Origin of the sequence: Variovorax defluvii, from assembly GCF_039541515.1 — a bacterium.
GTDB lineage: Bacteria > Pseudomonadota > Gammaproteobacteria > Burkholderiales > Burkholderiaceae_C > Variovorax > Variovorax defluvii.
The window spans coordinates 218,933-239,230 of record NZ_BAABGJ010000081.1; the positions used below are offsets into that span (position 1 = coordinate 218,933).

At 65.7% G+C, this 20,298-nt stretch carries 20 protein-coding genes; 2 read left to right on the forward strand and 18 right to left on the reverse strand.

Annotated elements, in window-relative coordinates:
• Positions 1-37 precede the first annotated feature (37 nt).
• Together ABEA07_RS26580 and ABEA07_RS26585 are read right to left on the reverse strand one after the other, a co-directional pair.
• On the reverse strand, positions 38-523 hold the full coding sequence (locus ABEA07_RS26580) for a hypothetical protein (RefSeq protein WP_345541679.1): 486 nt from the start codon (positions 521-523) through the stop codon (positions 38-40).
• Positions 520-1,110, reverse strand: coding sequence for a type 2 periplasmic-binding domain-containing protein (locus ABEA07_RS26585; protein WP_345541680.1), 591 nt, complete (start codon positions 1,108-1,110; stop codon positions 520-522). Before ABEA07_RS26585 ends, ABEA07_RS26580 begins: the two co-directional genes overlap by 4 nt.
• Before the next feature lie 26 nt (positions 1,111-1,136).
• Between ABEA07_RS26585 and ABEA07_RS26590 the strand changes: the two genes are divergently transcribed.
• Complete coding sequence (locus ABEA07_RS26590; protein ID WP_345542203.1) at positions 1,137-1,838, forward strand: nucleoside 2-deoxyribosyltransferase; 702 nt, start codon at positions 1,137-1,139, stop codon at positions 1,836-1,838.
• 160 nt (positions 1,839-1,998) lie between these two features.
• A complete protein-coding gene (locus tag ABEA07_RS26595) occupies positions 1,999-2,796 on the forward strand; it encodes a hypothetical protein (protein ID WP_345541681.1) in 798 nt (265 codons plus the stop codon).
• Positions 2,797-2,856: 60 nt separating this feature from the next.
• On the opposite strand, the gene ABEA07_RS26600 is transcribed toward ABEA07_RS26595, so the two are convergent.
• The 16 genes from ABEA07_RS26600 to ABEA07_RS26675 all read right to left on the reverse strand — a co-directional run bounded on the left by ABEA07_RS26600 (position 2,857) and on the right by ABEA07_RS26675 (position 20,231).
• Positions 2,857-4,014, reverse strand: coding sequence for a Gfo/Idh/MocA family protein (locus tag ABEA07_RS26600; protein WP_345541682.1), 1,158 nt, complete (start codon positions 4,012-4,014; stop codon positions 2,857-2,859).
• Positions 4,015-4,021: 7 nt separating this feature from the next.
• The gene (locus tag ABEA07_RS26605) at positions 4,022-4,984 is read right to left on the reverse strand and encodes a substrate-binding domain-containing protein (RefSeq protein WP_345541683.1); all 963 of its coding nucleotides are present in this window, start codon (positions 4,982-4,984) and stop codon (positions 4,022-4,024) included.
• A 142-nt stretch (positions 4,985-5,126) separates the two neighbouring features.
• Positions 5,127-6,152 (reverse strand): ABC transporter permease, encoded by a 1,026-nt coding sequence (locus tag ABEA07_RS26610; RefSeq protein WP_345541685.1) that lies wholly within the window; start codon positions 6,150-6,152, stop codon positions 5,127-5,129.
• Positions 6,121-7,623: a sugar ABC transporter ATP-binding protein gene (locus tag ABEA07_RS26615; protein WP_345541686.1), complete on the reverse strand. Its 1,503-nt coding sequence runs from the start codon at positions 7,621-7,623 to the stop codon at positions 6,121-6,123. Before ABEA07_RS26615 ends, ABEA07_RS26610 begins: the two co-directional genes overlap by 32 nt.
• Positions 7,620-8,789, reverse strand: coding sequence for an ROK family protein (locus tag ABEA07_RS26620; RefSeq protein ID WP_345542205.1), 1,170 nt, complete (start codon positions 8,787-8,789; stop codon positions 7,620-7,622). The genes ABEA07_RS26615 and ABEA07_RS26620 overlap by 4 nt, the downstream gene beginning before the upstream one ends.
• 213 nt (positions 8,790-9,002) lie before the next feature.
• Positions 9,003-9,512, reverse strand: a complete 510-nt coding sequence (locus ABEA07_RS26625) for a hypothetical protein (protein ID WP_345541687.1) — start codon at positions 9,510-9,512, stop codon at positions 9,003-9,005.
• Between the two features lie 5 nt (positions 9,513-9,517).
• Positions 9,518-12,703 carry a hypothetical protein gene (locus ABEA07_RS26630; RefSeq protein ID WP_345541688.1) on the reverse strand — a complete coding sequence of 1,062 codons (3,186 nt, stop codon included), beginning with the start codon at positions 12,701-12,703 and terminating at the stop codon, positions 9,518-9,520.
• A 363-nt stretch (positions 12,704-13,066) separates the two neighbouring features.
• Positions 13,067-13,486, reverse strand: coding sequence for a F0F1 ATP synthase subunit epsilon (locus ABEA07_RS26635; protein ID WP_345541689.1), 420 nt, complete (start codon positions 13,484-13,486; stop codon positions 13,067-13,069).
• A gap of 12 nt (positions 13,487-13,498) precedes the next feature.
• Entirely contained in the window at positions 13,499-14,914 is a 1,416-nt protein-coding gene (atpD, locus tag ABEA07_RS26640; RefSeq protein WP_345542207.1) for a F0F1 ATP synthase subunit beta, read from the reverse strand.
• 46 nt (positions 14,915-14,960) lie between these two features.
• Positions 14,961-15,836 carry a F0F1 ATP synthase subunit gamma gene (atpG, locus tag ABEA07_RS26645; protein WP_345541690.1) on the reverse strand — a complete coding sequence of 292 codons (876 nt, stop codon included), beginning with the start codon at positions 15,834-15,836 and terminating at the stop codon, positions 14,961-14,963.
• Positions 15,837-15,854: 18 nt separating this feature from the next.
• Positions 15,855-17,408 (reverse strand): F0F1 ATP synthase subunit alpha, encoded by a 1,554-nt coding sequence (gene atpA / locus ABEA07_RS26650; protein WP_345541692.1) that lies wholly within the window; start codon positions 17,406-17,408, stop codon positions 15,855-15,857.
• A 36-nt stretch (positions 17,409-17,444) separates the two neighbouring features.
• Positions 17,445-17,975, reverse strand: a complete 531-nt coding sequence (locus tag ABEA07_RS26655; protein WP_345541694.1) for a F0F1 ATP synthase subunit delta — start codon at positions 17,973-17,975, stop codon at positions 17,445-17,447.
• A 10-nt stretch (positions 17,976-17,985) separates the two neighbouring features.
• Positions 17,986-18,456, reverse strand: coding sequence for a F0F1 ATP synthase subunit B (locus tag ABEA07_RS26660; protein WP_345541695.1), 471 nt, complete (start codon positions 18,454-18,456; stop codon positions 17,986-17,988).
• 80 nt (positions 18,457-18,536) lie between these two features.
• Positions 18,537-18,800, reverse strand: a complete 264-nt coding sequence (atpE, locus tag ABEA07_RS26665; protein WP_019657641.1) for a F0F1 ATP synthase subunit C — start codon at positions 18,798-18,800, stop codon at positions 18,537-18,539.
• A gap of 73 nt (positions 18,801-18,873) precedes the next feature.
• Positions 18,874-19,734: a F0F1 ATP synthase subunit A gene (atpB, locus tag ABEA07_RS26670; protein WP_345541696.1), complete on the reverse strand. Its 861-nt coding sequence runs from the start codon at positions 19,732-19,734 to the stop codon at positions 18,874-18,876.
• A 14-nt stretch (positions 19,735-19,748) separates the two neighbouring features.
• Positions 19,749-20,231, reverse strand: coding sequence for an ATP synthase subunit I (locus ABEA07_RS26675; RefSeq protein WP_345541697.1), 483 nt, complete (start codon positions 20,229-20,231; stop codon positions 19,749-19,751).
• Positions 20,232-20,298 lie beyond the last annotated feature (67 nt).

Genomic DNA, 20,298 nt, shown 5'->3' on the forward strand with positions numbered 1-20,298 from the left:
CGGGTGCATAGGCCCGCCAGCGCGGATCGCGCCCGCCTCAAAGTGTCAGCAGCCGCTGCAGAAAGGCCCGGTAGCGGCGCAGCGCCATGCGCAGCCGCTCAGTGCGTTCAGCTTCGTCGACCCCGTCTTCGCGAAAGCCCGCCCGGTCCGCCGAGAAGGTGCGCCCCAGGTCGTCGAGCACCTGGCGCACCAGCTCGTCCGCCTTGCGCACGGCCTGTTCCGGATCGTCGACGAAGCTGATCTGCACGGCATCCCAGCTCGCACGGAAGTCCCGCGTCATCTCGGGCGTGAAGAGCGAACTCAGCGCTTCCTGCGTCTCGCCGCGGACGTCGGACGCCACCGGCTGGGGGGCTCGCTGGACGGGGTGTTCCGGAAGTCGCTGCAGGTCGTCGGGCGCGATGTCGGCAGGTGCCTCGGGTGCCGTCGGCCGTCGGCGCGCCAGGGCTTGATCGTCGCGGCGCGCATCGAATTCGCGCGTCCGCTCGCGGGCCTCGAGCTCGCGCTCGCGTGTGTCGAAGTTCATGATCGGGCCTCCACCGGCCGCGCCGGCATGGGTTGGGGTTGGACTCTGCGCACTTCGAGCAACTCGTCGAAGAGCGCGCGGTAATGCATCACGGCCTTGCGCAGCTCTTCCGTCTCGACCTCGCCGCGCAGGTTGCGCGCGTGAATGTCCTGGGCCGCGCGGTAATTGCTCACCACCGCGGGATGGTCCACCGAGATGTCGGCTGCACGGTGCTCGAAGTCGCTCATCGGGTAGCCGCGCTTCTGCATGAGCTCGCGCACCAGTTCGTCGGCCTGCGCAACGGCGCCGGCCGGGTTGTCGACGAACGCCGCCTGCAGCTTGTTCCACGCGTTGCCGAAGCGTGCGCCATCCTCCGGCGACAAGGGGACGATGCGCAGCTTCCCGACGCGCGCCTCGCGCGCCCGCAACTCGGCCTCCGCCCTGGCGCGGCTTCCATGCGCCTTGAGCGTGCGGTGGTATTCCGGGCCGAAGCGCTCCGCGAGCTGCTGCGACTGTCGTCTTCGGTGGAAGAAATAGGCCCCCAGGGCCACCAGGACCAGGAGCACGACGCCAAGCGCCCAAGCGGCCTGCATGTTCATCGCATCCATACGGCATCTCCCTTCAAGTGATCGACATGAGGCATGGTCCACGCCAGCCGCCGTGCGACATCAGCAGCGCAGGGACGTTACTGCTGTGGGAAGGCACCTACGGCGTCGACGCGATGGACAATGCGGTCGGAAGGAATCCCAGAACGATGGAACAGAAAGCGGCCTCACCGCATCGACCACCCGGCACGCCGCCGCGCGTGTATCTCGCCGGTCCCGACATCTTCTTTCGCGACAGCGCGGCGATCTACGAACGCCTGAAAGCCGCTTGCGCGCAATACGGCCTGCAGGGCGTCGAGCCCTCGGACGGCGGCGTGCACAAAGGCTTCGAGGGCAGCGAGGCGGAGCGCGCCCGACGCATCTACGAAGGCAACATCGCATTGATCCGCTCGGCCGATGGCTTGATCGCCAACCTGGCCGCGTTCCGCGGGCTCGAGCCCGACTCCGGCACCGTGTTCGAAGTGGGCTTCGCCGTGGCGCTGGGCAAGCCGGTGGTGGTCTACGGGGTGCCGGAAGAAAGCTACGCGAGCCGCGTCTGCGCGGTGCGGGACTGCGCACCCGATGCGGATGGCGTGTTGCGCGAGCGCGGGAGCGGGGTCATGGTGGAAGGACTGGGCCAGCGCCTGAACCTGATGGTGGGCTGCTCGACGACGATCGAGGCATCGGCGCAAGCCGCGTTGGCGCGGCTCGCGCAACGGCTCGGCGCGGCCGGGTCCGCCTGCGCGCACTGAGAAGGTGTGAATGAATCCGGCTGCAAGGCCGGCACGGATGGCGGATGCGCTCTCCTTCACGGGGTTGCGCCATCAATTGCCGCAGAATCTTTCATCGCGTCGATGTCCCGACAAGCGATCGCTAGCATCCGCCGCTTCCGATCCTTGGACGAAGTGGACCATGACGCGCCATCTCATCGCATTGACCCTCGCGCTCGGCGGCCTGGTCGCGCATGCCGGTGAAGCGCAGGCACCGTCCCCGTCACCGGCGCAGGAGGCGGAAAGCATCCTCGGTGCCGAAACCATGGGCGTGGCCATCTACCGGCACGAACGCGCCATCGCAGCCGCCACGGAGGCCGTCCTCAAGCTGCCCGCCTTTCAGAGAGACCCGCGCGTCCAGGGCTGGATCACGGAAGAACTCGGCGACTCGATCGCGGTCACCTACGTCGACCGCACGCCCTCGGCGCTTTACCGCGTCACCGTCGCCATCGCGGACAACGAGATCCGCGACGTCACCACCTTCGACGTGCCGTCCCGCCTGAGCCCCTTCGAGGCCGGCGCCGCGGGCGCGCGCCAGTTGGCGATGCGCTCGGCCTTCGAGCCCTGTTCCGAACAGTACAACGCCGTCGTCCTCCCGGCCGAAGCCGTCGACACGCCGCGCCGATGGGTGGTCTACCTGCTGCCCGCCGCCACCTCGCACAAGGTGGTTCCGCTGGGCGGCACCTACCGCGTGATCACGGAAGGGCCGGCCGTGCTCGCCCAGCGCGGCTTCACGCGGACCTGCCTGGCGCTGCGGCAGGACCCGCGCGCGGCGGGCCTGTACCTGACGCACGTGATGGACGCCACGCCGACGGAGGCGCACGTGTTCTGGAGCCTGTGGGCCCGGCAGCCCATGTACGTCGGCACGCCCGACGGCAAGGTCTGGGCGGTGCACAAGGGCCGGATCAACCGGACCGGGCCCGATGCGGCCAAGGGCTGAAGCGCCCTCACGGACCTGACAGCCTTTGCAGCCCCGATGGTGGGCCGGTGAAAGTCGTCCTCACCACGCGGTCCATTTGGCATCGCTCCTGGACGACGCCACCACGCGTTCGATGAAGCGCACGCCGCGCGCACCCTCCTCGATCCGCGGGTAGTCGGCCTCCAGCGCCTCCGCAGGACGGCCCGCGAGCCGCGCGCGGATGTCGGCGAAGACACCCCCATACACATTGGCGAAGGCCTCGATGAACCCCTCCGGATGCCCGCTGGGCAGGCGGCTGGCGCGCCGCGCCGCATCGCCCAGCCAGGGCGATCCGCGCGTGAGCACGCGCCGAGGCCCGTCGTGCGGCAGGTGCCACAGCTCGCTCGGCCGCTCCTGCCGCCAGACCAGCGTACCCAGCGTGCCGGAGACGCGCAGGCGCAGGTCGTTCTCCAGCCCGGTGTTGACCTGCGAGGCGATCAGCACGCCGCGCGCACCGCCCTGGAAGCGCAGCAGCACGCTGCCGTCGTCGTCGAGCGGGCGGCCGGGCACCAGTGCGCCCAGGTCGGCGCACAGGCTCTCGATCTCGAGGCCCGTCACGGTCGCCACCAGGTTCTCGGCGTGCGAGCCGATGTCGCCGATCGCACCGGCGGCGCCGCTGCGCGCCGGATCGCTGCGCCATTCGGCCTGCTTGTTGCCCTCGCCTTCGAGGCGGGTGGCGAGCCAGCCCTGGTTGTATTCGACGACCACCTTGCGGATCTCCCCGAGCCGGCCGCTGCGGACGATCTCGCGCGCCTCGCGCACCATGGGGTAGCCGGTGTAGTTGTAGGTGACCGCGAACACGGTGCCCTGGCGCGCGACCGCCGCCACCAGTGCCTGGGCCTGCGCAGCCGTGTGCACCAGCGGCTTGTCGCAGACCACGTGGAAGCCCGCCTCCACGAAGGCCTGTGCCACCGGGAGGTGCAGGTGGTTGGGCGTGACGATGGAGACGAAGTCGATGCGCTCCTCCGGCGGCCGCTTCAGTTCGTCGTCGAGCAGCGCGCGCCAGTCGCCATGGTTGCGGCCGTCCGCCAGCCACAGCGCGCGGCCGGACTCGCGCGCCTTCTCGGGGCTGGACGAGAGCGCCCCGGCCACCAGCTCGGCCTGCCCGTCGAGCGCGATGGCCTTGCGGTGCACGGCGCCGATGAAGGCGTCGCGCCCGCCGCCGACCATGGCGTAGCGCAGCTTTCTTGTTGCCGGCATCGCCACCTCAGAAAGGAGAATTGGGGTGGTAGAAGTCCTTGGCGTTGTCCTTGGTGATGAGCACCGAGGGAATGATGGTCGTCGCCGGCAGCTTCTCGCCCTTGAGCCGCGCCTCGGCCGTCAGCTTGATCGCGTCGTAGATGAACTTGGGCGAATAGCTCACGTCGGCCTGGATGCGCGGGTCCTTGCCGTCGAGGATGGTCTTGACCATGCCCTTGGCACCGGCGCCGCCGAAGATGACCTTGATGTCGTCGCGCTTGGCCTGCTCGATGGCCTTGAGCACGCCGAAGGCCATGTCGTCGTCGGCCGCCCAGAAGGCGTCGATCTTCTTGAAGCGGGTCAGGTAGTCCTGCGTGACCTTGAAGGCGTCGTCGCGGTTCCAGTTGGCGTACTTGGCGTCGAGCAGCTTGATGTCGGGGTAGTTCTTCAGCACGGCGTTGAAGGCGTCCATGCGCTCGTTGTCCAGCGTGGTGGCGATGCCGCGCAGCGCGACGATGTCGCCCTTGCCGTTCAGTTTCTTGGCGATGTACTCGGCCGGGATCCTGCCGAAGGCGGTGTTGTCGCCGGCCACGTAGGCGTCCTGCGCGCTGGTATCGGTCAGGCCGCGGTCGACCACGGTCACGTAGGTGCCCTTGGCCTTCACCTGCGCCACCGGCTTGGTGAGCGCGGCCGACTCGAAGGGGAAGATCACCAGGGCATTGATCTTGGTCACGGTCGAGAGATCCTGCAGCTGGTTGGCCTGCTCGGGCGCGTTGGCTGCGGTCTTGATCGTGATCTTGAGATCCTTGTGCTCCTTTTCCAGGTCCTTCTTCGCCTGGTTGGCCCAGTAGTTGATGCCGCCCATGAAGCTGTGCGTGGCGGCCGGGATCGAGACGCCGAGGTTCACTTTCTCGGCGGCCAGGGCCGGACCCGCGGCAAGCGCGGTCGCGGCCACCGCGGTGAGGGCGAGGCGTCGGGTGAAGAGGTTCATGCTTTCTGTCTCCTTCGTTGAAAAGCGAACACATGGAAAAAAGGGAGCAGGCGGCCGCCGCCGGGCCGCCCCAAGGCGAGCCGCGCCTCCCCCTTGGGGGGTGGAGTTACACGAGCGCAGCGACGGATAAGCCGGGGGGCCATTACCTTCGGCCCCGCTGGAGGAAAGCGACCACGATGATCACGAAGCCCTGTACCGCGGCGTTGAGGTACACGCTGATGATGCTCGTGAGGTTGAGGATGTTGCTGATGACCGAGAGCAGGATCGCGCCGATCACGGTGCCGGTGATGCTGCCCGCGCCGCCCTTGAGCGCCGTGCCGCCGACGATGACCGCGGCGATGGCTTCCAGCTCCCACAGCAGGCCGGTGGTGGGCGAGGCCGAGCCCAGGCGCGGCACGTACAGCAGCGTGGCGATGCCCACGCACACGCCGAGCAGCACGTAGGTGAGGATCTTCACGTTGTCCACGCCCACCGCGGCGTAGCGCGCCACCTGCTCGTTGGAGCCGATGGCCTGCACGTAGCGGCCGTAGGCGGTGCGGTTGAGGATCAGCCCGCCGATCACCGCGACGACCAGGAACACCCACACCGGCACCGGGATGCCCAGCAGGCTGGCGTAGTAGACCGGTGCGTAAAGATCGGAGAGCTCGTTGTCCAGCGTGAGCGCGCCGCCGTCGGCGAAGTAGGTGAGGTAGGCGCGGAAAATGCCCAGCGTGCCGAGCGTGACGATGAAGGGCTCGATGCGGCCCTTGGTGATGAGCAGGCCGTGCGCCAGGCCGAACACCGCGCCCAGCACGACCGCCAGCATTGCGCCGAGCACCACGGCCATGAGCGGCGAGCCCAGCGCCGGCCCCATCGCATTGATGAACATGATCACGCAGCCGGCGATGAGCGCCGCCATCGACCCCACCGACAGGTCGATGCCGCCGGAGATGATGACGAAGCACATGCCCACCGCGATGATGCCGATGAAGGCGGTGCGCGTGAGCACGTTCATCACGTTGTCGAGCGTGGCGAAGTCGCTGTTGAGCACGGTGCCGGCGATGCACAGCAGCACCAGGCCGATCACGGGGCCGAGGCCGTGCAGGCGCTCGGTCCAGCGCGGCTTCGACTCGCTGCGGTGCGTCGCGCCCGCGGCCTCAGGCGTGGCTTGTGGCGGTTCCGGTGGCATGGGAGATCAGGGTTTCTTCGGTCAGTTGGTCGGCATCGAGGGTGGCGACGATCCGGCCCGCGCGCATGACGGCGACGCGGTGGCACAGGCCGATCAGTTCCATCAGCTCGGAGGAGATCACGATCACGGCCAGCCCTTCCCGGGCCAGCCGCTGGATCAGGAAATAGATGTCGCGCTTGGCGCCGACGTCGACGCCCCGGGTGGGCTCGTCGAGCACCACCACCTTCGGCCGCGGCTGCAGCACCTTGGCGAGCGCGAGCTTTTGCTGGTTGCCACCCGACAGCGAGGAGGCGCGGGCATCGAGGTTGCCGGTGCGGATGCCGTATTCCTTCACCGCGGCGGCCAGCGCCTGGCGCTCCGCTTCGGGCCGGAGCCAGGGCGCGGCATAGCGCTCCAGCGCCATGAGCGTGAGGTTTTGCCGCAGGCCCAGGTGCACGTGCAAGCCCTTGCCCTTGCGGTCTTCGCTGAGGTAGGTGAGGCCGCGGCGCGCGGCATCTCGCGGGTTGCGCAGCGCGACCGCCTGGCCGCCGATCTCGACGCTGCCGCTGCCCGGCCGCAGGCCCAGAAGGCCCTCGAAGAGCTCGGTGCGGCCGGCGCCGACCAGTCCGGCGAAGCCGAGGATCTCGCCGGGACGCACTTCGAAGGCCGCATCCTGCGCCCAGCCGGGCACGCCGAAGCCACGCACGCGCATCGCGGATGCGCCCTGCGCCGCGACCGGATCGCGTGGCGGATAGAGATCCGCCAGCTCGCGCCCCACCATGAGGTTGGCCATCTGGTGGCGCGTGAGCTCGGCGGTGGGCGCGCGCGTGACGAAGCGGCCGTCGCGCATCACGATCACCTCGTCGGTCACGCGCTCGACCTCGTCCAGCTTGTGCGAGATGTAGACGATCGTGACGCCATCGGCGCGCAGTTGCGCGATCAGCCTGAAGAGGCGCTCGGTCTCACCCGGCGTCAGGGTGGCGGTGGGCTCGTCCATGATCAGCAGGCGCGCGTGGCGCGAGACGGCCTTGGCGATCTCGACCAGCTGCTTCTCGGCCACGATCAGGCGGCGGACCTTGGTGCGTGGGTCGACCTTCAGGCCGACCTGCGCGAGGGCGGCGGCCGCATCGCGCTCCATCGCGGCATCGTCGAGCAGGAAGCCCTTCTTCTTTTCATGGCCGAGGAAGATGTTCTGCGCGACGGTGAGGTCTTCGGCCAGATTGAATTCCTGGTGGATCAGCACGATGCCCAGCGCCTCGGCCTCGCGCGAGCTGGCGAAGACCTGCGGCTCGCCGTTGACGCGCACCACGCCGGCGGTGATGGCTTCGTAGCCGGCCAGGATTTTCATCAGGGTGGACTTGCCGGCACCGTTCTCGCCGAGCAGGCCGTAGACGCGGCCGGGCGCCAGCGCGAAGCTCACGCCGTGCAGCACCTGCACCGGGCCGAAGGCCTTCACCACCCCTTCGAACTCGACCGCGACGCCGGGCTTCATGGCGCGACACCCCGCGCCTTGAGCGTCTCGTGCATCGCCAGCACCCCTGCGCCCACCAGGCCGGCCTGCCCGCCCAGGGGCGTGTACTGGATCTCCAGGTGGCGCGTCGACAGGGCCAGCGAGCGGTGGTAGACGCTCTGCCGCAGCGCCGCCAGGAACAGCGGGCCGATGTGGGTGATGCCCCCGCCGATGAACACATGCGAGGGATTGAAGAAGTTGACGATGGAGGCCAGCATCTGGCCGATGAGTCGGCCGGCCTTCTGCACGATGGCGTTGGCCGCGGCGTCGCCGGCGCGGCTGGCCTGGCCCACGTCCACCGCATCGATGCGGCCTTGATTGAGCAAGAGCTCGGCCAGCGGCTGGCTCTCCCCCGTTTCGGCCGCCTGCACGGCCATGCGCGTGATGGCGGGGCCGGCGGCCATGGCCTCGACGCAGCCCACGTTGCCGCAGTGGCACAGCGGCCCTTCCTGGTCCACGCAGATGTGGCCCACGTCGCCCGCCGAGCCGGCCGCGCCGCGGTACACCTCGCCATGGCAGACGATGCCGCAGCCGATGCCGGTGCCGACCTTGATCACCAGGAAGTTGGAGAGCGAGCGCTTCAGGCGCCAGAGCTCGCCCAGCGCCATGAGGTTCACGTCGTTGTCGACGAAGACGGGCGCGGCATAGTCCTCGCGCAGGTAGTCGCGGATGGAGAAGCTGTCCCAGGCCGGCATGAGCGGCGGGTTGACCAGTTGCCCGATCTCGAAGTTGACCGGGCCTGGCACGCCGATGCCGATGCCGATCACCTGCCGCGGCGCGACGCCGCATCGCGCGAGCAGTTCGCGCATGAGCTGCCGCACCCGCGCCAGCACCGTGCCGGGGCCTTCGCGCACGTCGGCGGCTTCGGCATGCTGTGCCAGCACCGAGAGGTCCGGGCGGAGCACCGCCACGTCGAGGCTGGTGGCGCCGATGTCCACGCCGATCAGCACGCCCAGGCCGGCATGCAGCTGGAGGTTTTCGGCACGGCGGCCGCCGGAGGAGCGCTGCAGGCCGGCTTCGGCGAGGAGCCCCTGCTCCACCAGCCCGGCGATCAATGCATTGGCCTTGCTCTTGGAAAAGCCCAGCCGCTCGGCCATGGCATGGCGCGAGCCGCCGGCGGACCAGAAGGTGGTCTCCAGCAGCGCCATCTCGTCGGCAGTGAGACCGCTCCAGGGTGCCAAGCGCCTTGTCTCCGTTGTTCGTCTTGCGCCCGGGCATGGCTGCCGGGTCGAAGGCGAATACTAGGCGCTGGGGTTCAGCCTAACAAGATTGAACTTCGGACTGATTCGGATCGAAGTGAAGCTCCGTCGATCAAGACAAGCGGCGGACCGGACCCCCGCGCGGTAGGCGCCGGACGTGGGCTAGACCAGGCCCCCCGCGGGCCACACCAGCGGCATTGCAAGCAGGTGCGCGGGGCCGTCCACCTCCGCCGGTTCCGGGGAGAGCTGTGTTTCCCAGAGAGAGTAGATGAAGACGTAAGCGTCAATCAACGCGGCGAAGGAGGCTGCATCCAGTGAATCGACCTCGCAGTGGCGCGACAACGTGAGCAGCCGCGAGTGTCCGTCGACCTCGATGTCCCACGGGGAGGGCTGGGGGTCCGCGTCCGCCGGCGGCTCCGGCCCGTCCGGCTCATCCTCCTCCTCCTCCTCATTGCCCTGCCCGCTCGCTTGCGCTGCGGGTGCGACGTATCCGGGGCTGGACAAGACAGTCATCTGCCCTTCACCCGGGCCGGCGCGCAAGGCCAGCAGAACGTCCTCCTCGATCTGCAGCGTCCACACGCCTTGCTCGTCCTCGCGGGCCGGCGCGAGGCCGCGCGTACGGGTGAACTGGTGGATGAAGGAGGCAACGGCATTGAGAGACATGGCTGTCATGGCAATCAAGCATCGAGCCACATTTTCAGGGACGCCCGTAACTCCAGGCAGTTCTGAAAATGCTCGGCATCGGTTGGCACGGCGATGCACCTGTCGAAAGACATGTCCACCAGCTTCGTGAGACGGTGCAGCGCCTTTCGGTTCTCTCCAAATTTCATGGGCTTAAGGTCCAGGTAACGCACTGTCAACCGCAAGACGCCTGACATGAAGGCCGCGAGCTGTTCTGGATCCGCCTTGACCCAGTCAGCGTCCGACCACCTGTGAAGCAGGTCAGAGAGGAGGCGCACGAACTCGGAACCTGCACTCGTCCAGGTGCAGCATTGCTCACCCAGCCAAGCCAACTGTTCCGGCGACGGTCGCGAATAGCCGCCATACAGGCGGGCTCTCATGAGCAGGGCCAGCAACAGATTGGGCTGCCTCATGAGCGCCCCGCTGTTCACCATCATCTGAAGCTCGATGTAAAGGAGGTCCTTCTGGATCAATGTATCGACGGTCTGAGCGAGCGCTAGCAGGTCTTGGCCGACTTCCGTCAACGATGGGACATTACCCAGCTGCAGAGTTCCATGCGCGGATGGCGGCAAGGGTAACGTGATCACATGATCGTTCCTTGCCTCACGCTTCCTGGCTTTCATTGCCGTGCGGAAGTCACTCAAGAGATCTGCGAAGGAACTCTCCGTCGGGTGCCTGCTGGACTCCTCTTCCATCACCGTCATGACGTAGCCCATCGTCGCGACGGAGACCTTGGAATCAATGAGATGAGACAGGATCATCACGCAGACTCGAAGAAGCATCTTCCGATTCCAATGAAATCCAGACAACCAATCGGTGAACTTCTCCTTCCACCGTTCCTTCTCTACCTGCGTCATCTGCTCCACGCTTGTGCCGGGCAAGGGACTGAGCTTCGACCGAAAGATCGTTGCTTGGAGCCTCTTCTCATCTCGCTGTTTCGGAAAGGCACTGCAGAGCCTTCCCGCTGCCAGCATGGTGCCATCCTCGTCCAATGCGCTGATCAAGATGGAGAACTCCAGGCGTCGCCACGGATCAGCCGGCGCACCGTTCAGGGCGTCATAGATCCAGGTGGGCTCGTCCAAGGTATGGCTCGTAAATCGGACCTTCTGAGAAAGTAGATGGGTGACCTCCTTGAGGAATGGTGTATTGCGCAAGTCGAAGCGCAGCACGCAATCTGCGAGCACGCTCATCGGCAAACAGAGGCTCCACCTGGTGCCTTCTCGAGATTGGCAAAACTGGTCGACGGACGACTGCACGTCAGCCGGCGCACCGCTGAGCAGTTTTCGGATCGCCGCCGTGCCAAGCAGAAATGGATACATCTTCAAAGCCTTGCAGGCCTGACGCAATTCGTCCCACGTGCTTGGCTTTCCAGAGCCGACGCAAGCCTCCAGGATCAGCCTCAGCCCGTCTTGACGGTATGACCATTCGTTCGTCAGCAGATCGGCGAGCCCCTGCGCCGAATCGTCGAGCGGCAACGTCGGTACCAGTGGGCATATCGCCACGGCAAGGGCGAATCGGTCATGATCGGTCGGCGCGGCAAAAAGAGTCAGGTACAACTTGGCCGGCTCGAGGTGCAGCTTCGGCCCCAGAAGCGAGACCATCACGGTTTGAAGCACGTCATAGTTGGCCGCTTTCGCCATCCAGTGGACGAAGCTGCGCCAGGCCGGGTCGTCGAGCAACGCGTCGAGAATGGCTTGTTGCTCGCCTCCCGTCATCTCGACCGAAGCATCGGCGTCTTCGCCCCTCAGGATGGTCCCGAGCGCGCGTTGGATCGTGAGCCCGCGGCCGCGCAGGACGTCATCATCCGAACAAGGCTTGAGGAGGATCTCGCACTCTTGCATTGCTGCCTGATAGCCCGCGGGCCCATCCAGCAAGGTTGCGCTCGATGCCGTGTAGGGTATGCCAAAGCCGGCGCTCACGTTTTCATAGATCCTGTTCAGCGTTTGCAGCGCGGATTCGATTTCAATTTCAGGAAGCTGCTTTTGCTCTCGCGCTTGGAAAAGTGCGGCCAAGATCTCGTCGAGAATGGCCTTGAGTTTCGCCGCCTCGGTGTCGCGCCAGCGGTGCTTCTCGATGTCGGCCAGCATGGGAAGCCAGATCGCGAGCTGCGCGGCGCCGAGGAAGAAGCTTGTGTGTACGACGTACAGGAACGGCAGCAAATCTCTTGGCGGAGCGCTTTCGCTGGCTTCCGGAATCTCCGTCAAAAATTCCCAGGGTTTGGCTTTCGGCATACCCCACGCGGTCAAAAGACGTTCGCGTGCGACTTGGGCCAGCTCATCTGCAAGACGTGTCTTGAATCCATCGTCCGAGAATTCGGCAGCCAGCACACGCGCCAGATCGCGCAATCGGGACATGTCATTGCAGGGTTTGCCCGGCAGATTGAGCAGAACCCGTCGCATGGAAGCAGGTGAATCCGTTTCCATCACCCACGCAACACGCAGCGCCTCGACGGCCGTGCGCGCTTTGTCGGCGGCCTCGCGCGCCTCCTTGACACGCGTGTCTTCAGGCAATTGAGGCGCAAGAGCTTCCTTGATCCAGGATGGAAGCTCGCGGCTGGCGATCAGGTCGCGCAAGAGTGGGGCCCCCTCGGGCTGAAGCTGATTGCCAACCTGCTTCAGCATTTGGATCAGGAGGCTTCGCGGGTGGGGCCAGTGCCCAAATGCCGCAGTGCGCTGCGACAACACAAGGGGCATCAGATACTTCAGCTTGGTGCCACAGTGCACAAGCAAGTTGCAGCCTGCTCCGGGGTAACCCGCGTCGATCAACGCGGCCGTGAATTGGACGATGGACTCGGAGGGGAGCTTCTTGATCGGAGGCTTGCCGCCGAAGTGGCTATTGAGCCTGAAATTTGTGGGGCCGTTGCGATCCACGAAGCTCACGACATTGGGGAAGTTCTTGAGCACCCGCGCCGCTTCCGGTGCGATCAGGCCAAGTTGGAACAGCAGGTTGATGCTGGCTTCGGCGGCCTTCACGTATCCGATGGTGGTCTTGGCGTCAACGACATGCGGCAGAACGATGACGCAGCCATCCGACGATGTGCGGCATGTGCCCGGCCCCGTCAACGCTTCGACACAGACTGGGATCGCCGACCACAGGTCGGGGTCTGATCCTTCGATGCACTGGATCTCGACGCGTCCATCTTTGCTGACGCTGCAGGCCAGCCGGATCGATGGGGCGTCCATGACGCGCATTTGCGCGTAACGATGTGACGACGCCAGGCTGGCTGGACCACCGGGTGGCCTTGGTGGCTCGTCGTCCTTGTCTGCTGGGCGGAACTTGCTCGTCAAGAGCTGGTGAACGGACGTCCTTGGCACCGACATGATGAAGCCTGGTGGGTAGTTGTGGAGACCTTGAACGCCCATGGCGACGTTCGGACACGCGGACGAGCTGTCGCGTGTCAGCGTCTGCGCTGCCGGTGGGTAACAGCACCGTTGCTGTGAGTTCCTCGCCGTTCGGCGACGACGCCGGGCCGCCGCGTGGCCGGCGCACAATTGAAAAAGCCGCCCAAGGGCGGCTTTTCAACGGAGCGGCGGTCGGCCGCTGTCTTATTTCTTCTGGCGGTACTTGCGCAGCGCCGCAATCTGGGCTGCCATCACGGCCAGCTCGGACTGCGCCATCGCGATGTCGATGTCGCTCTTGGCCTTCTTCAGCGCTTCCTCGGCCGCAGCCTTGGACTTGTTGGCCTTTTCCTCATCGAGGTCCTTGCCGCGGATGGCGGTGTCGGACAGCACGGTGACGGCGTTGGGCTGCACTTCCAGGATGCCGCCGGCCACGAAGACGAACTCCTCGTTGCCGTCCGCCGTCTCGATGCGCACGGCGCCGGGGCGGATGCGCGTGATCAGCGGCGTGTGGCGCGGATAGATGCCGAGCTCGCCGGCTTCACCCGGCAGCGCGACGAACCTGGCCTCGCCCGAGAAGATGGACTCCTCGGCGCTGACCACGTCCACATGAATGGTGCCTGCCATGGTGATCTTTCCTTAAGCGACCTTCTTGGCCTTCTCGAAAGCCTCGTCGATCGTGCCCACCATGTAGAAGGCCTGCTCCGGCAGGTGGTCGGCTTCGCCGTTGACGATCATCTTGAAGCCGCGGATGGTTTCCGACAGCGGCACGTATTTGCCGGGCGAGCCGGTGAACACTTCGGCCACGTGGAAGGGCTGTGACAGGAAACGCTGGATCTTCCGCGCGCGGGCCACGGCCAGCTTGTCGTCGGGGGCCAGTTCGTCCATGCCCAGAATGGCGATGATGTCGCGCAGTTCCTTGTAGCGCTGCAGCGTGCCCTGCACGGCGCGGGCCACGTTGTAGTGCTCTTCGCCGACCACGTGCGGGTCGAGCTGGCGCGAGGTCGAGTCCAGCGGGTCCACGGCGGGATAGATGCCCAGCGAGGCGATGTCACGCGACAGCACCACGGTGGAATCAAGGTGGGCGAAGGTCGTGGCAGGCGAGGGGTCGGTCAAGTCATCCGCCGGCACGTACACGGCCTGGATCGAGGTGATCGAGCCGACCTTGGTGGAGGTGATGCGCTCCTGCAGGCGGCCCATTTCCTCGGCCAGCGTCGGCTGGTAGCCCACGGCGGAAGGCATGCGGCCCAGCAGCGCGGACACTTCGGTACCGGCCAGCGTGTAGCGGTAGATGTTGTCGACGAAGAAGAGGACGTCGCGGCCTTCGTCGCGGAAGGACTCGGCGATGGTCAGGCCGGTCAGCGCCACGCGCAGGCGGTTGCCCGGGGGCTCGTTCATCTGACCGTAGACCATGGCCACCTTCGACTCGCCGAGGTTCTCCAGGTTCACGACGCCGGAGTCGGCCATCTCGTGATAGAAGTCGTTGCCCTCGCGGGTGCGCTCACCCACGCCGGCGAACACCGACAGGCCCGAGTGCGCCTTGGCGATGTTGTTGATGAGTTCCATCATGTTCACGGTCTTGCCCACGCCGGCGCCACCGAACAGCCCCACCTTGCCGCCCTTGGCGAAAGGGCACACCAGGTCGATCACCTTGATGCCGGTTTCCAACAGGTCCTGCGAGGGCGAGAGCTCGTCGTACACGGGGGCCTTGCGGTGGATGGAGGCGGTGAGCGCCTGGTCCACGTCGCCGCGCTCGTCGATCGGGCGGCCCAGCACGTCCATGATGCGGCCCAGCGTGGCCTTGCCCACGGGCACCGTGATGGGGGCGCCGGTGTTGGTGACCACGATGCCGCGGCGCAGGCCGTCGGACGAGCCCAGCGCAATGGTGCGGACCACGCCGTCACCCAGTTGCTGCTGCACTTCGAGCGTCAGGCCGCCTTCTTCGTACTTCAGGGCGTCGTACACCTTGGGCATATGGTCGCGCGGGAACTCCACGTCCACCACGGCGCCGATGCACTGAACGATCTTGCCTTGAACTGCTGTTTCTTGAGCCATCATCTGCTCCGATAAAAATTGAATCTGGTTGTCGTCGATGCGGCGTTCAAACGCCGGCGGCCGCCGCGGCGCCCGACACGATCTCCGACAGTTCCTTCGTGATGCCGGCCTGGCGGGTCTTGTTGTAGACCAGCTTGAGCTCGTCGATCACGTTGCCGGCGTTGTCGGTGGCCGCCTTCATCGCGACCATGCGCGCCGACTGCTCCGAGGCCATGTTCTCCGCCACCGCCTGGTAGGCCAGCGACTCCACGTAGCGCACCAGCAGCTCGTCGATCACGCTCTGCGCGTCGGGCTCGTAGATGTAGTCCCACGAGTGCTGACCCTTTTCCATCTTCAGCGCGTCGGGCGCCAGCGGCAGCAGTTGCTCCACCACCGACTCCTGGCGCATCGTGTTGATGAACTTGGTGTAGCAGAGGTAGACCGCGCTGAGCTTGCCTTCCGCATAGGCGTCGAGCAGCACCTTGACCGGGCCGATCAGCTTGTCGAGATGCGGCGTGTCGCCCAGCTGCGTGACATGCGAGACCACGCGCGCGCCGATGCGATTGAGAAAGCCCAGCCCCTTGTTGCCGATCGCCACCGCCTCGACCTTGTTGCCGGCCTGCTGCTGCTCGCGCAGCTTGGCAGTCACGGCACGCAGCACGTTGGTGTTCATGCCGCCGCACAGGCCCTTGTCGGTGGTGACCACGATGAAGCCCACCGCCTTGGCGTCGTGGGTCTTCATGAAGGCGTGGGTGTACTCCGGGTTCGCCTGGCCGAGGTTGGCCGCGATGTTGCGGATCTTCTCGCTGTACGGCCGGGCGGCGCGCATGCGGTCCTGCGCCTTGCGCATCTTCGACGCGGCCACCATTTCCATGGCCTTGGTGATCTTCTTGGTGTTCTCCACCGATTTGATCTTGCCGCGGATTTCCTTGCCGGCTGCCATAGCGCTACTCCTTCTCGATCAGGCGAAGGACTTCTTGAAGGAAGTGATCGCGGCGGTCAGCTCGGCTTCGGAATCCTTGTCGAGCGCGCGGGCCTGTTCGATCTTGTCGAGCAGGGCGCCATGGCTGGACTTGAGGAACTGGTGCAGGCCATGCTCGAAGGGCAGCACTTGCTTGACTTCGAGGTCGTCCATGAAGCCCTTGTTCACCGCGAACAGCGAGGCTGCCATCAGCGAGATGGGCAGCGGGCTGTACTGGGCCTGCTTGAGCAACTCGGTCACGCGGGCACCGCGATCCAGCTGCTTGCGGGTGGCCTCGTCCAGGTCGGAAGCGAACTGCGCGAAGGCGGCCAGTTCACGGTACTGCGCAAGGTCGGTACGGATACCGCCGGACAGGCCCTTGATGACCTTGGTCTGCGCCGAAGAGCCCACCCGCGACACCGAGATACCGGCGTTGATGGCGGGGCGGATACCGGCGTTGAACAGGTTGGTTTCCAGGAAGATCTGGCCGTCGGTGATCGAGATCACGTTGGTCGGCACGAAGGCGGACACGTCGCCGGCCTGCGTCTCGATGATCGGCAGTGCCGTGAGCGAACCGGTCTTGCCCTTGACTTCACCCTTGGTGAAGGCTTCGACGTACTCGGCGTTCACGCGGGCGGCGCGCTCCAGCAGGCGGCTGTGCAGGTAGAACACGTCGCCGGGGTAGGCTTCGCGGCCCGGCGGGCGGCGCAGCAGCAGGGAAACCTGGCGGTAGGCGACGGCCTGCTTGGACAGGTCGTCATAGATGATCAGCGCATCCTGGCCGCGATCGCGGAAGTATTCGCCCATCGTGCAGCCCGAGTAGGCGGCGACATACTGCATCGCGGCCGATTCGGAAGCGGAAGCGGCGACGACGATGGTGTAGTCCATCGCACCCGCCTGCTCCAGCGCGCGCACCACGTTCTTGATCGACGAAGCCTTCTGGCCGATCGCGACGTAGACGCAGGTCATGTTCTGACCCTTCTGGTTGATGATCGCGTCGATGGCCACCGCGGTCTTGCCGGTCTGGCGGTCGCCGATGATCAGCTCGCGCTGGCCGCGGCCGATCGGCACCATGGAGTCGATCGACTTCAGGCCGGTCTGCATCGGCTGGTCCACCGACTTCCGGGCGATCACGCCAGGGGCGACCTTCTCGATCACGTCCGTGAGCTTGGCATTGACCGGGCCCTTGCCGTCGATGGGCTGGCCCAGGGCGTTCACCACACGGCCGATCAGCTCGGGGCCGACCGGCACTTCCAGGATGCGGCCCGTGCACTTGACGGTGTCGCCTTCGGAGATGTGCTCATACTCACCCAGAATCACGGCGCCGACCGAGTCTCGTTCCAGGTTCAGCGCGAGGCCGAACGAGGGGGCGCCGTCGGCCGTGGGCGGGAACTCGAGCATTTCGCCCTGCATCGCGTCCGACAGGCCGTGCACGCGCACGATGCCGTCGGTCACCGACACCACGGTGCCTTCGTTGCGGATGTTCGCGCTGACGCCCAGGCCCTCGATGCGGCTCTTGATCAGCTCGGAAATTTCTGCGGGATTGAGTTGCATGACTCTTTCCTTCTTTCGTTGAGGGGGCTGGCGGCCTCAGGCTGCCAGCGCAACTTTCATTTGTTCGAGGCGAGCCTTGACGGAGGTGTCGAGCACCTCGTCGCCGACCACCACGCGGATGCCGCCGATGAGCGAAGGGTCCTGTTGCACGCTCACCTGGAGCTTGCGGCCGAATCGCTTCTCGAGCGCGGCGGCCACGCCGTCGAGGGCTGCGGCGTCGATCGGAAACGCGCTGTAGACGATGGCGTCGGACGAGCCACTCTGCGCGTTCGCGAGCGCGCGGAACTGCTTGGCGATCTCGGGCAGCGCGGCAAAGCGGTTGTTGTCCAGCAGAGCCATCAGGAAGTTGCTGGCAGCTTTCGGAAGCTCCGCGCCGTAGGCGCCGGCAATCACGCCGAGCACCTGGTCCGGCGTCACCTTGGGGTTGTCGGCGAACTGCTGAAGCTCGGGGTTGGCAGCGATGGCCGCGACCTTTTCGAGCCAGGCGCTGGCGCCGGCGAGGTCCGACGACGACGCCTTGAACAGCGCCTCGGCGTAGGGGCGTGCGATGGTAGCGAGTTCAGCCATGGCGTGCGGTTCAGAGTTCGGTCTGCAGGCGGGCCAGCAGGTCGGCGTGCACGGCCGGGTTGACTTCCTTGCGCAGGATCTGCTCGGCGCCCTTGACGGCCAGCACGGCCACCTGTTCGCGCAGGGCTTCACGGGCCTTCACGGCCTGTTGCTCTGCTTCGGCGCGGGCGGCGGCGACGATCTTGTTGCCTTCTTCCGTGGCGCGGGCCTTGGCCTCTTCAACGATGGCCTGCGCACGACGTTCGGCATCGGCAAGGCGCTGCGCGGATTCGTTGCGCGCCTTGCCCAGTTCGACTTCCACACGCTTGTCCGCCTCGGACAACGCGGCCTTGGCCTTGTCGGCGGCAGCCAGGCCGTCGGCGATCTTCTGGGCACGCTCGTCCAGTGCCTTCGCGATCGGCGGCCACACGTACTTCATCGTGAACCCGACAAGAATCAGGAACACGATCATCTGGACGATCAGGGTACCGGTAATGCTCACTTTTCACCCTCTCATTGGGATTGAATCCGAAGCCGCTCCCATCTGGAAACGACAGGAATTCGACGAGAAGACTCGGCCGATTACTTCGGCAGGTTGGCGATCTGCGAGAGGAAGGGGTTGGCGGTGGCGAACCACAGCGCGATACCGGTACCGATGATGAACGCCGCGTCGATCAGACCGGCCAGCAGGAACATCTTGGTCTGGAGTTCACCCATCAGTTCGGGCTGGCGGGCGGCCGACTCGAGGTACTTGCTGCCCATGATGCCGATGCCGATACAGGCGCCGACGGCGCCGAGACCGATGATCAGGCCGGCGGCCAGAGCGACAAAGCTAATAACTTCCATGATGACTCCTAAGGACTTTGGTTGAAGAGAAAGGAAAAACGAAAACAGGGATCAGCGTGCGATCGATGCCCGATCAGTGGGCATCGTGCGCCTGGCCGACGTACACGAGCGTGAGCATCATGAACACGAAGGCTTGCAGGGTGATGATCAGGATGTGGAAGATGGCCCACGCGGTGCCGGCGATGACGTGGCCGATCGACAGCAGGATGCCGGTGGCCGAGAGCGACCAGGCGCCGCCCATCAGCGCGATCAGCAGGAAGATCAGCTCGCCGGCATACATGTTGCCGAACAGACGCATGCCATGCGAGACCGTCTTGGCGACGAATTCGATGAGCTGCATCGCGAAGTTGAAGGGATAGAGCGCCCAGTGGTTGCCGAAGGGTGCGGTGAACAGCTCGTGCACCCAGCCGCCGGCACCCTTGATCTTGATGTTGTAGTAGAGGCAGATCAGCAGCACCGAGACCGACAGCCCCATCGCCACCGACAGGTCGGCCGTGGGAACCACGCGCAGGTAGGCGTGGTGCGGGTCGCCGTGGATCAGGCCCCAGATCCAGGGCAGCAGATCGACCGGCAAGAGGTCCATCGCGTTGAGCAGGAAGATCCACACGAAGACCGTCAGCGCGAGCGGTGCGACGAACTTGCGGCTGGTCGCGTTGTGCACGATGCCCTTGGCCTGCTGGTCGACCACCTCGACCAGGATCTCCACGGCCGCCTGGAAGCGGCCAGGCACGCCGGACGTGGCCTTGCGCGCACCCAGCCAGAGCAGCCAGCAACCGAGCACGCCCAGCAGGATCGCGAAAAAGATGGAGTCGAAATTGAAGACCGAGAAATCGGCAACACCTGCCGGCTTGGAGCTTTGAAGATGGGTCAAGTGGTGAACGATGTATTCACCAGCGGTCTGACCCCCATGTTCCGCAGCATTTTCAGCAGCCATCCGTTCACTCATCTCTAAGGTTTAGGAGCCTTGGGCGCCAGCATCACTGCCACCCAGGCCGCCTTCATTGTCACTACCAGGCCCACCAGCATGGCCGGCCAGCTCAGCGCCGCTATCAGTCTCGGCGCGGCAAGAAGCATCGCCACCGACAAGACCAACTTGACCATTTCCCACAAGAAGAACCCGAACACCGCAGTGCCCGCATTCAACGAAGAAAACCTCCCGGTCAGCCCTCTCGCAAACACGGCGGCGGGAATCACCACCGCCAGCGCACCGTACCCGGCCGACCACCCCACACTTTGCTTTCCCGAAAGGCCCCAGGCGGCCAATGCCACCAGGAGCCCTCCCGCGATCTGGATCGCAATCACGCGCCACGGCGAGATCGACGGCTTCCGTTCGCGCAAGCGCTGCGCCTCTTCGGCATTCAGCGGCTTGAAGTCCACTTCCGGGTCTTGTTCGTCCTCGCGGACATCGTCACGGCGGGCCATTGTTTTCATATCGTAATGAAGCCCGGATGACGACCCAGAATTTCCACAAAGCCACTGATTATAAGTAGAAACCCAA

Bases quoted from the DNA above. Each gene is read 5' to 3' on its own strand.
- ABEA07_RS26580 (WP_345541679.1), bottom strand. From the start codon at position 523: ATGAACTTCGACACACGCGAGCGCGAGCTCGAGGCCCGCGAGCGGACG.
- ABEA07_RS26585 (WP_345541680.1), bottom strand. From the start codon at position 1,110: ATGGATGCGATGAACATGCAGGCCGCTTGGGCGCTTGGCGTCGTGCTC.
- ABEA07_RS26590 (WP_345542203.1), top strand. From the start codon at position 1,137: ATGAGGCATGGTCCACGCCAGCCGCCGTGCGACATCAGCAGCGCAGGG.
- ABEA07_RS26595 (WP_345541681.1), top strand. From the start codon at position 1,999: ATGACGCGCCATCTCATCGCATTGACCCTCGCGCTCGGCGGCCTGGTC.
- ABEA07_RS26600 (WP_345541682.1), bottom strand. From the start codon at position 4,014: ATGCCGGCAACAAGAAAGCTGCGCTACGCCATGGTCGGCGGCGGGCGC.
- ABEA07_RS26605 (WP_345541683.1), bottom strand. From the start codon at position 4,984: ATGAACCTCTTCACCCGACGCCTCGCCCTCACCGCGGTGGCCGCGACC.
- ABEA07_RS26610 (WP_345541685.1), bottom strand. From the start codon at position 6,152: ATGCCACCGGAACCGCCACAAGCCACGCCTGAGGCCGCGGGCGCGACG.
- ABEA07_RS26615 (WP_345541686.1), bottom strand. From the start codon at position 7,623: ATGAAGCCCGGCGTCGCGGTCGAGTTCGAAGGGGTGGTGAAGGCCTTC.
- ABEA07_RS26620 (WP_345542205.1), bottom strand. From the start codon at position 8,789: ATGGCGCTGCTGGAGACCACCTTCTGGTCCGCCGGCGGCTCGCGCCAT.
- ABEA07_RS26625 (WP_345541687.1), bottom strand. From the start codon at position 9,512: ATGACAGCCATGTCTCTCAATGCCGTTGCCTCCTTCATCCACCAGTTC.
- ABEA07_RS26630 (WP_345541688.1), bottom strand. From the start codon at position 12,703: ATGGACGCCCCATCGATCCGGCTGGCCTGCAGCGTCAGCAAAGATGGA.
- ABEA07_RS26635 (WP_345541689.1), bottom strand. From the start codon at position 13,486: ATGGCAGGCACCATTCATGTGGACGTGGTCAGCGCCGAGGAGTCCATC.
- atpD (WP_345542207.1), bottom strand. From the start codon at position 14,914: ATGGCTCAAGAAACAGCAGTTCAAGGCAAGATCGTTCAGTGCATCGGC.
- atpG (WP_345541690.1), bottom strand. From the start codon at position 15,836: ATGGCAGCCGGCAAGGAAATCCGCGGCAAGATCAAATCGGTGGAGAAC.
- atpA (WP_345541692.1), bottom strand. From the start codon at position 17,408: ATGCAACTCAATCCCGCAGAAATTTCCGAGCTGATCAAGAGCCGCATC.
- ABEA07_RS26655 (WP_345541694.1), bottom strand. From the start codon at position 17,975: ATGGCTGAACTCGCTACCATCGCACGCCCCTACGCCGAGGCGCTGTTC.
- atpE (WP_019657641.1), bottom strand. From the start codon at position 18,800: ATGGAAGTTATTAGCTTTGTCGCTCTGGCCGCCGGCCTGATCATCGGT.
- atpB (WP_345541696.1), bottom strand. From the start codon at position 19,734: ATGGCTGCTGAAAATGCTGCGGAACATGGGGGTCAGACCGCTGGTGAA.
- ABEA07_RS26675 (WP_345541697.1), bottom strand. From the start codon at position 20,231: ATGAAAACAATGGCCCGCCGTGACGATGTCCGCGAGGACGAACAAGAC.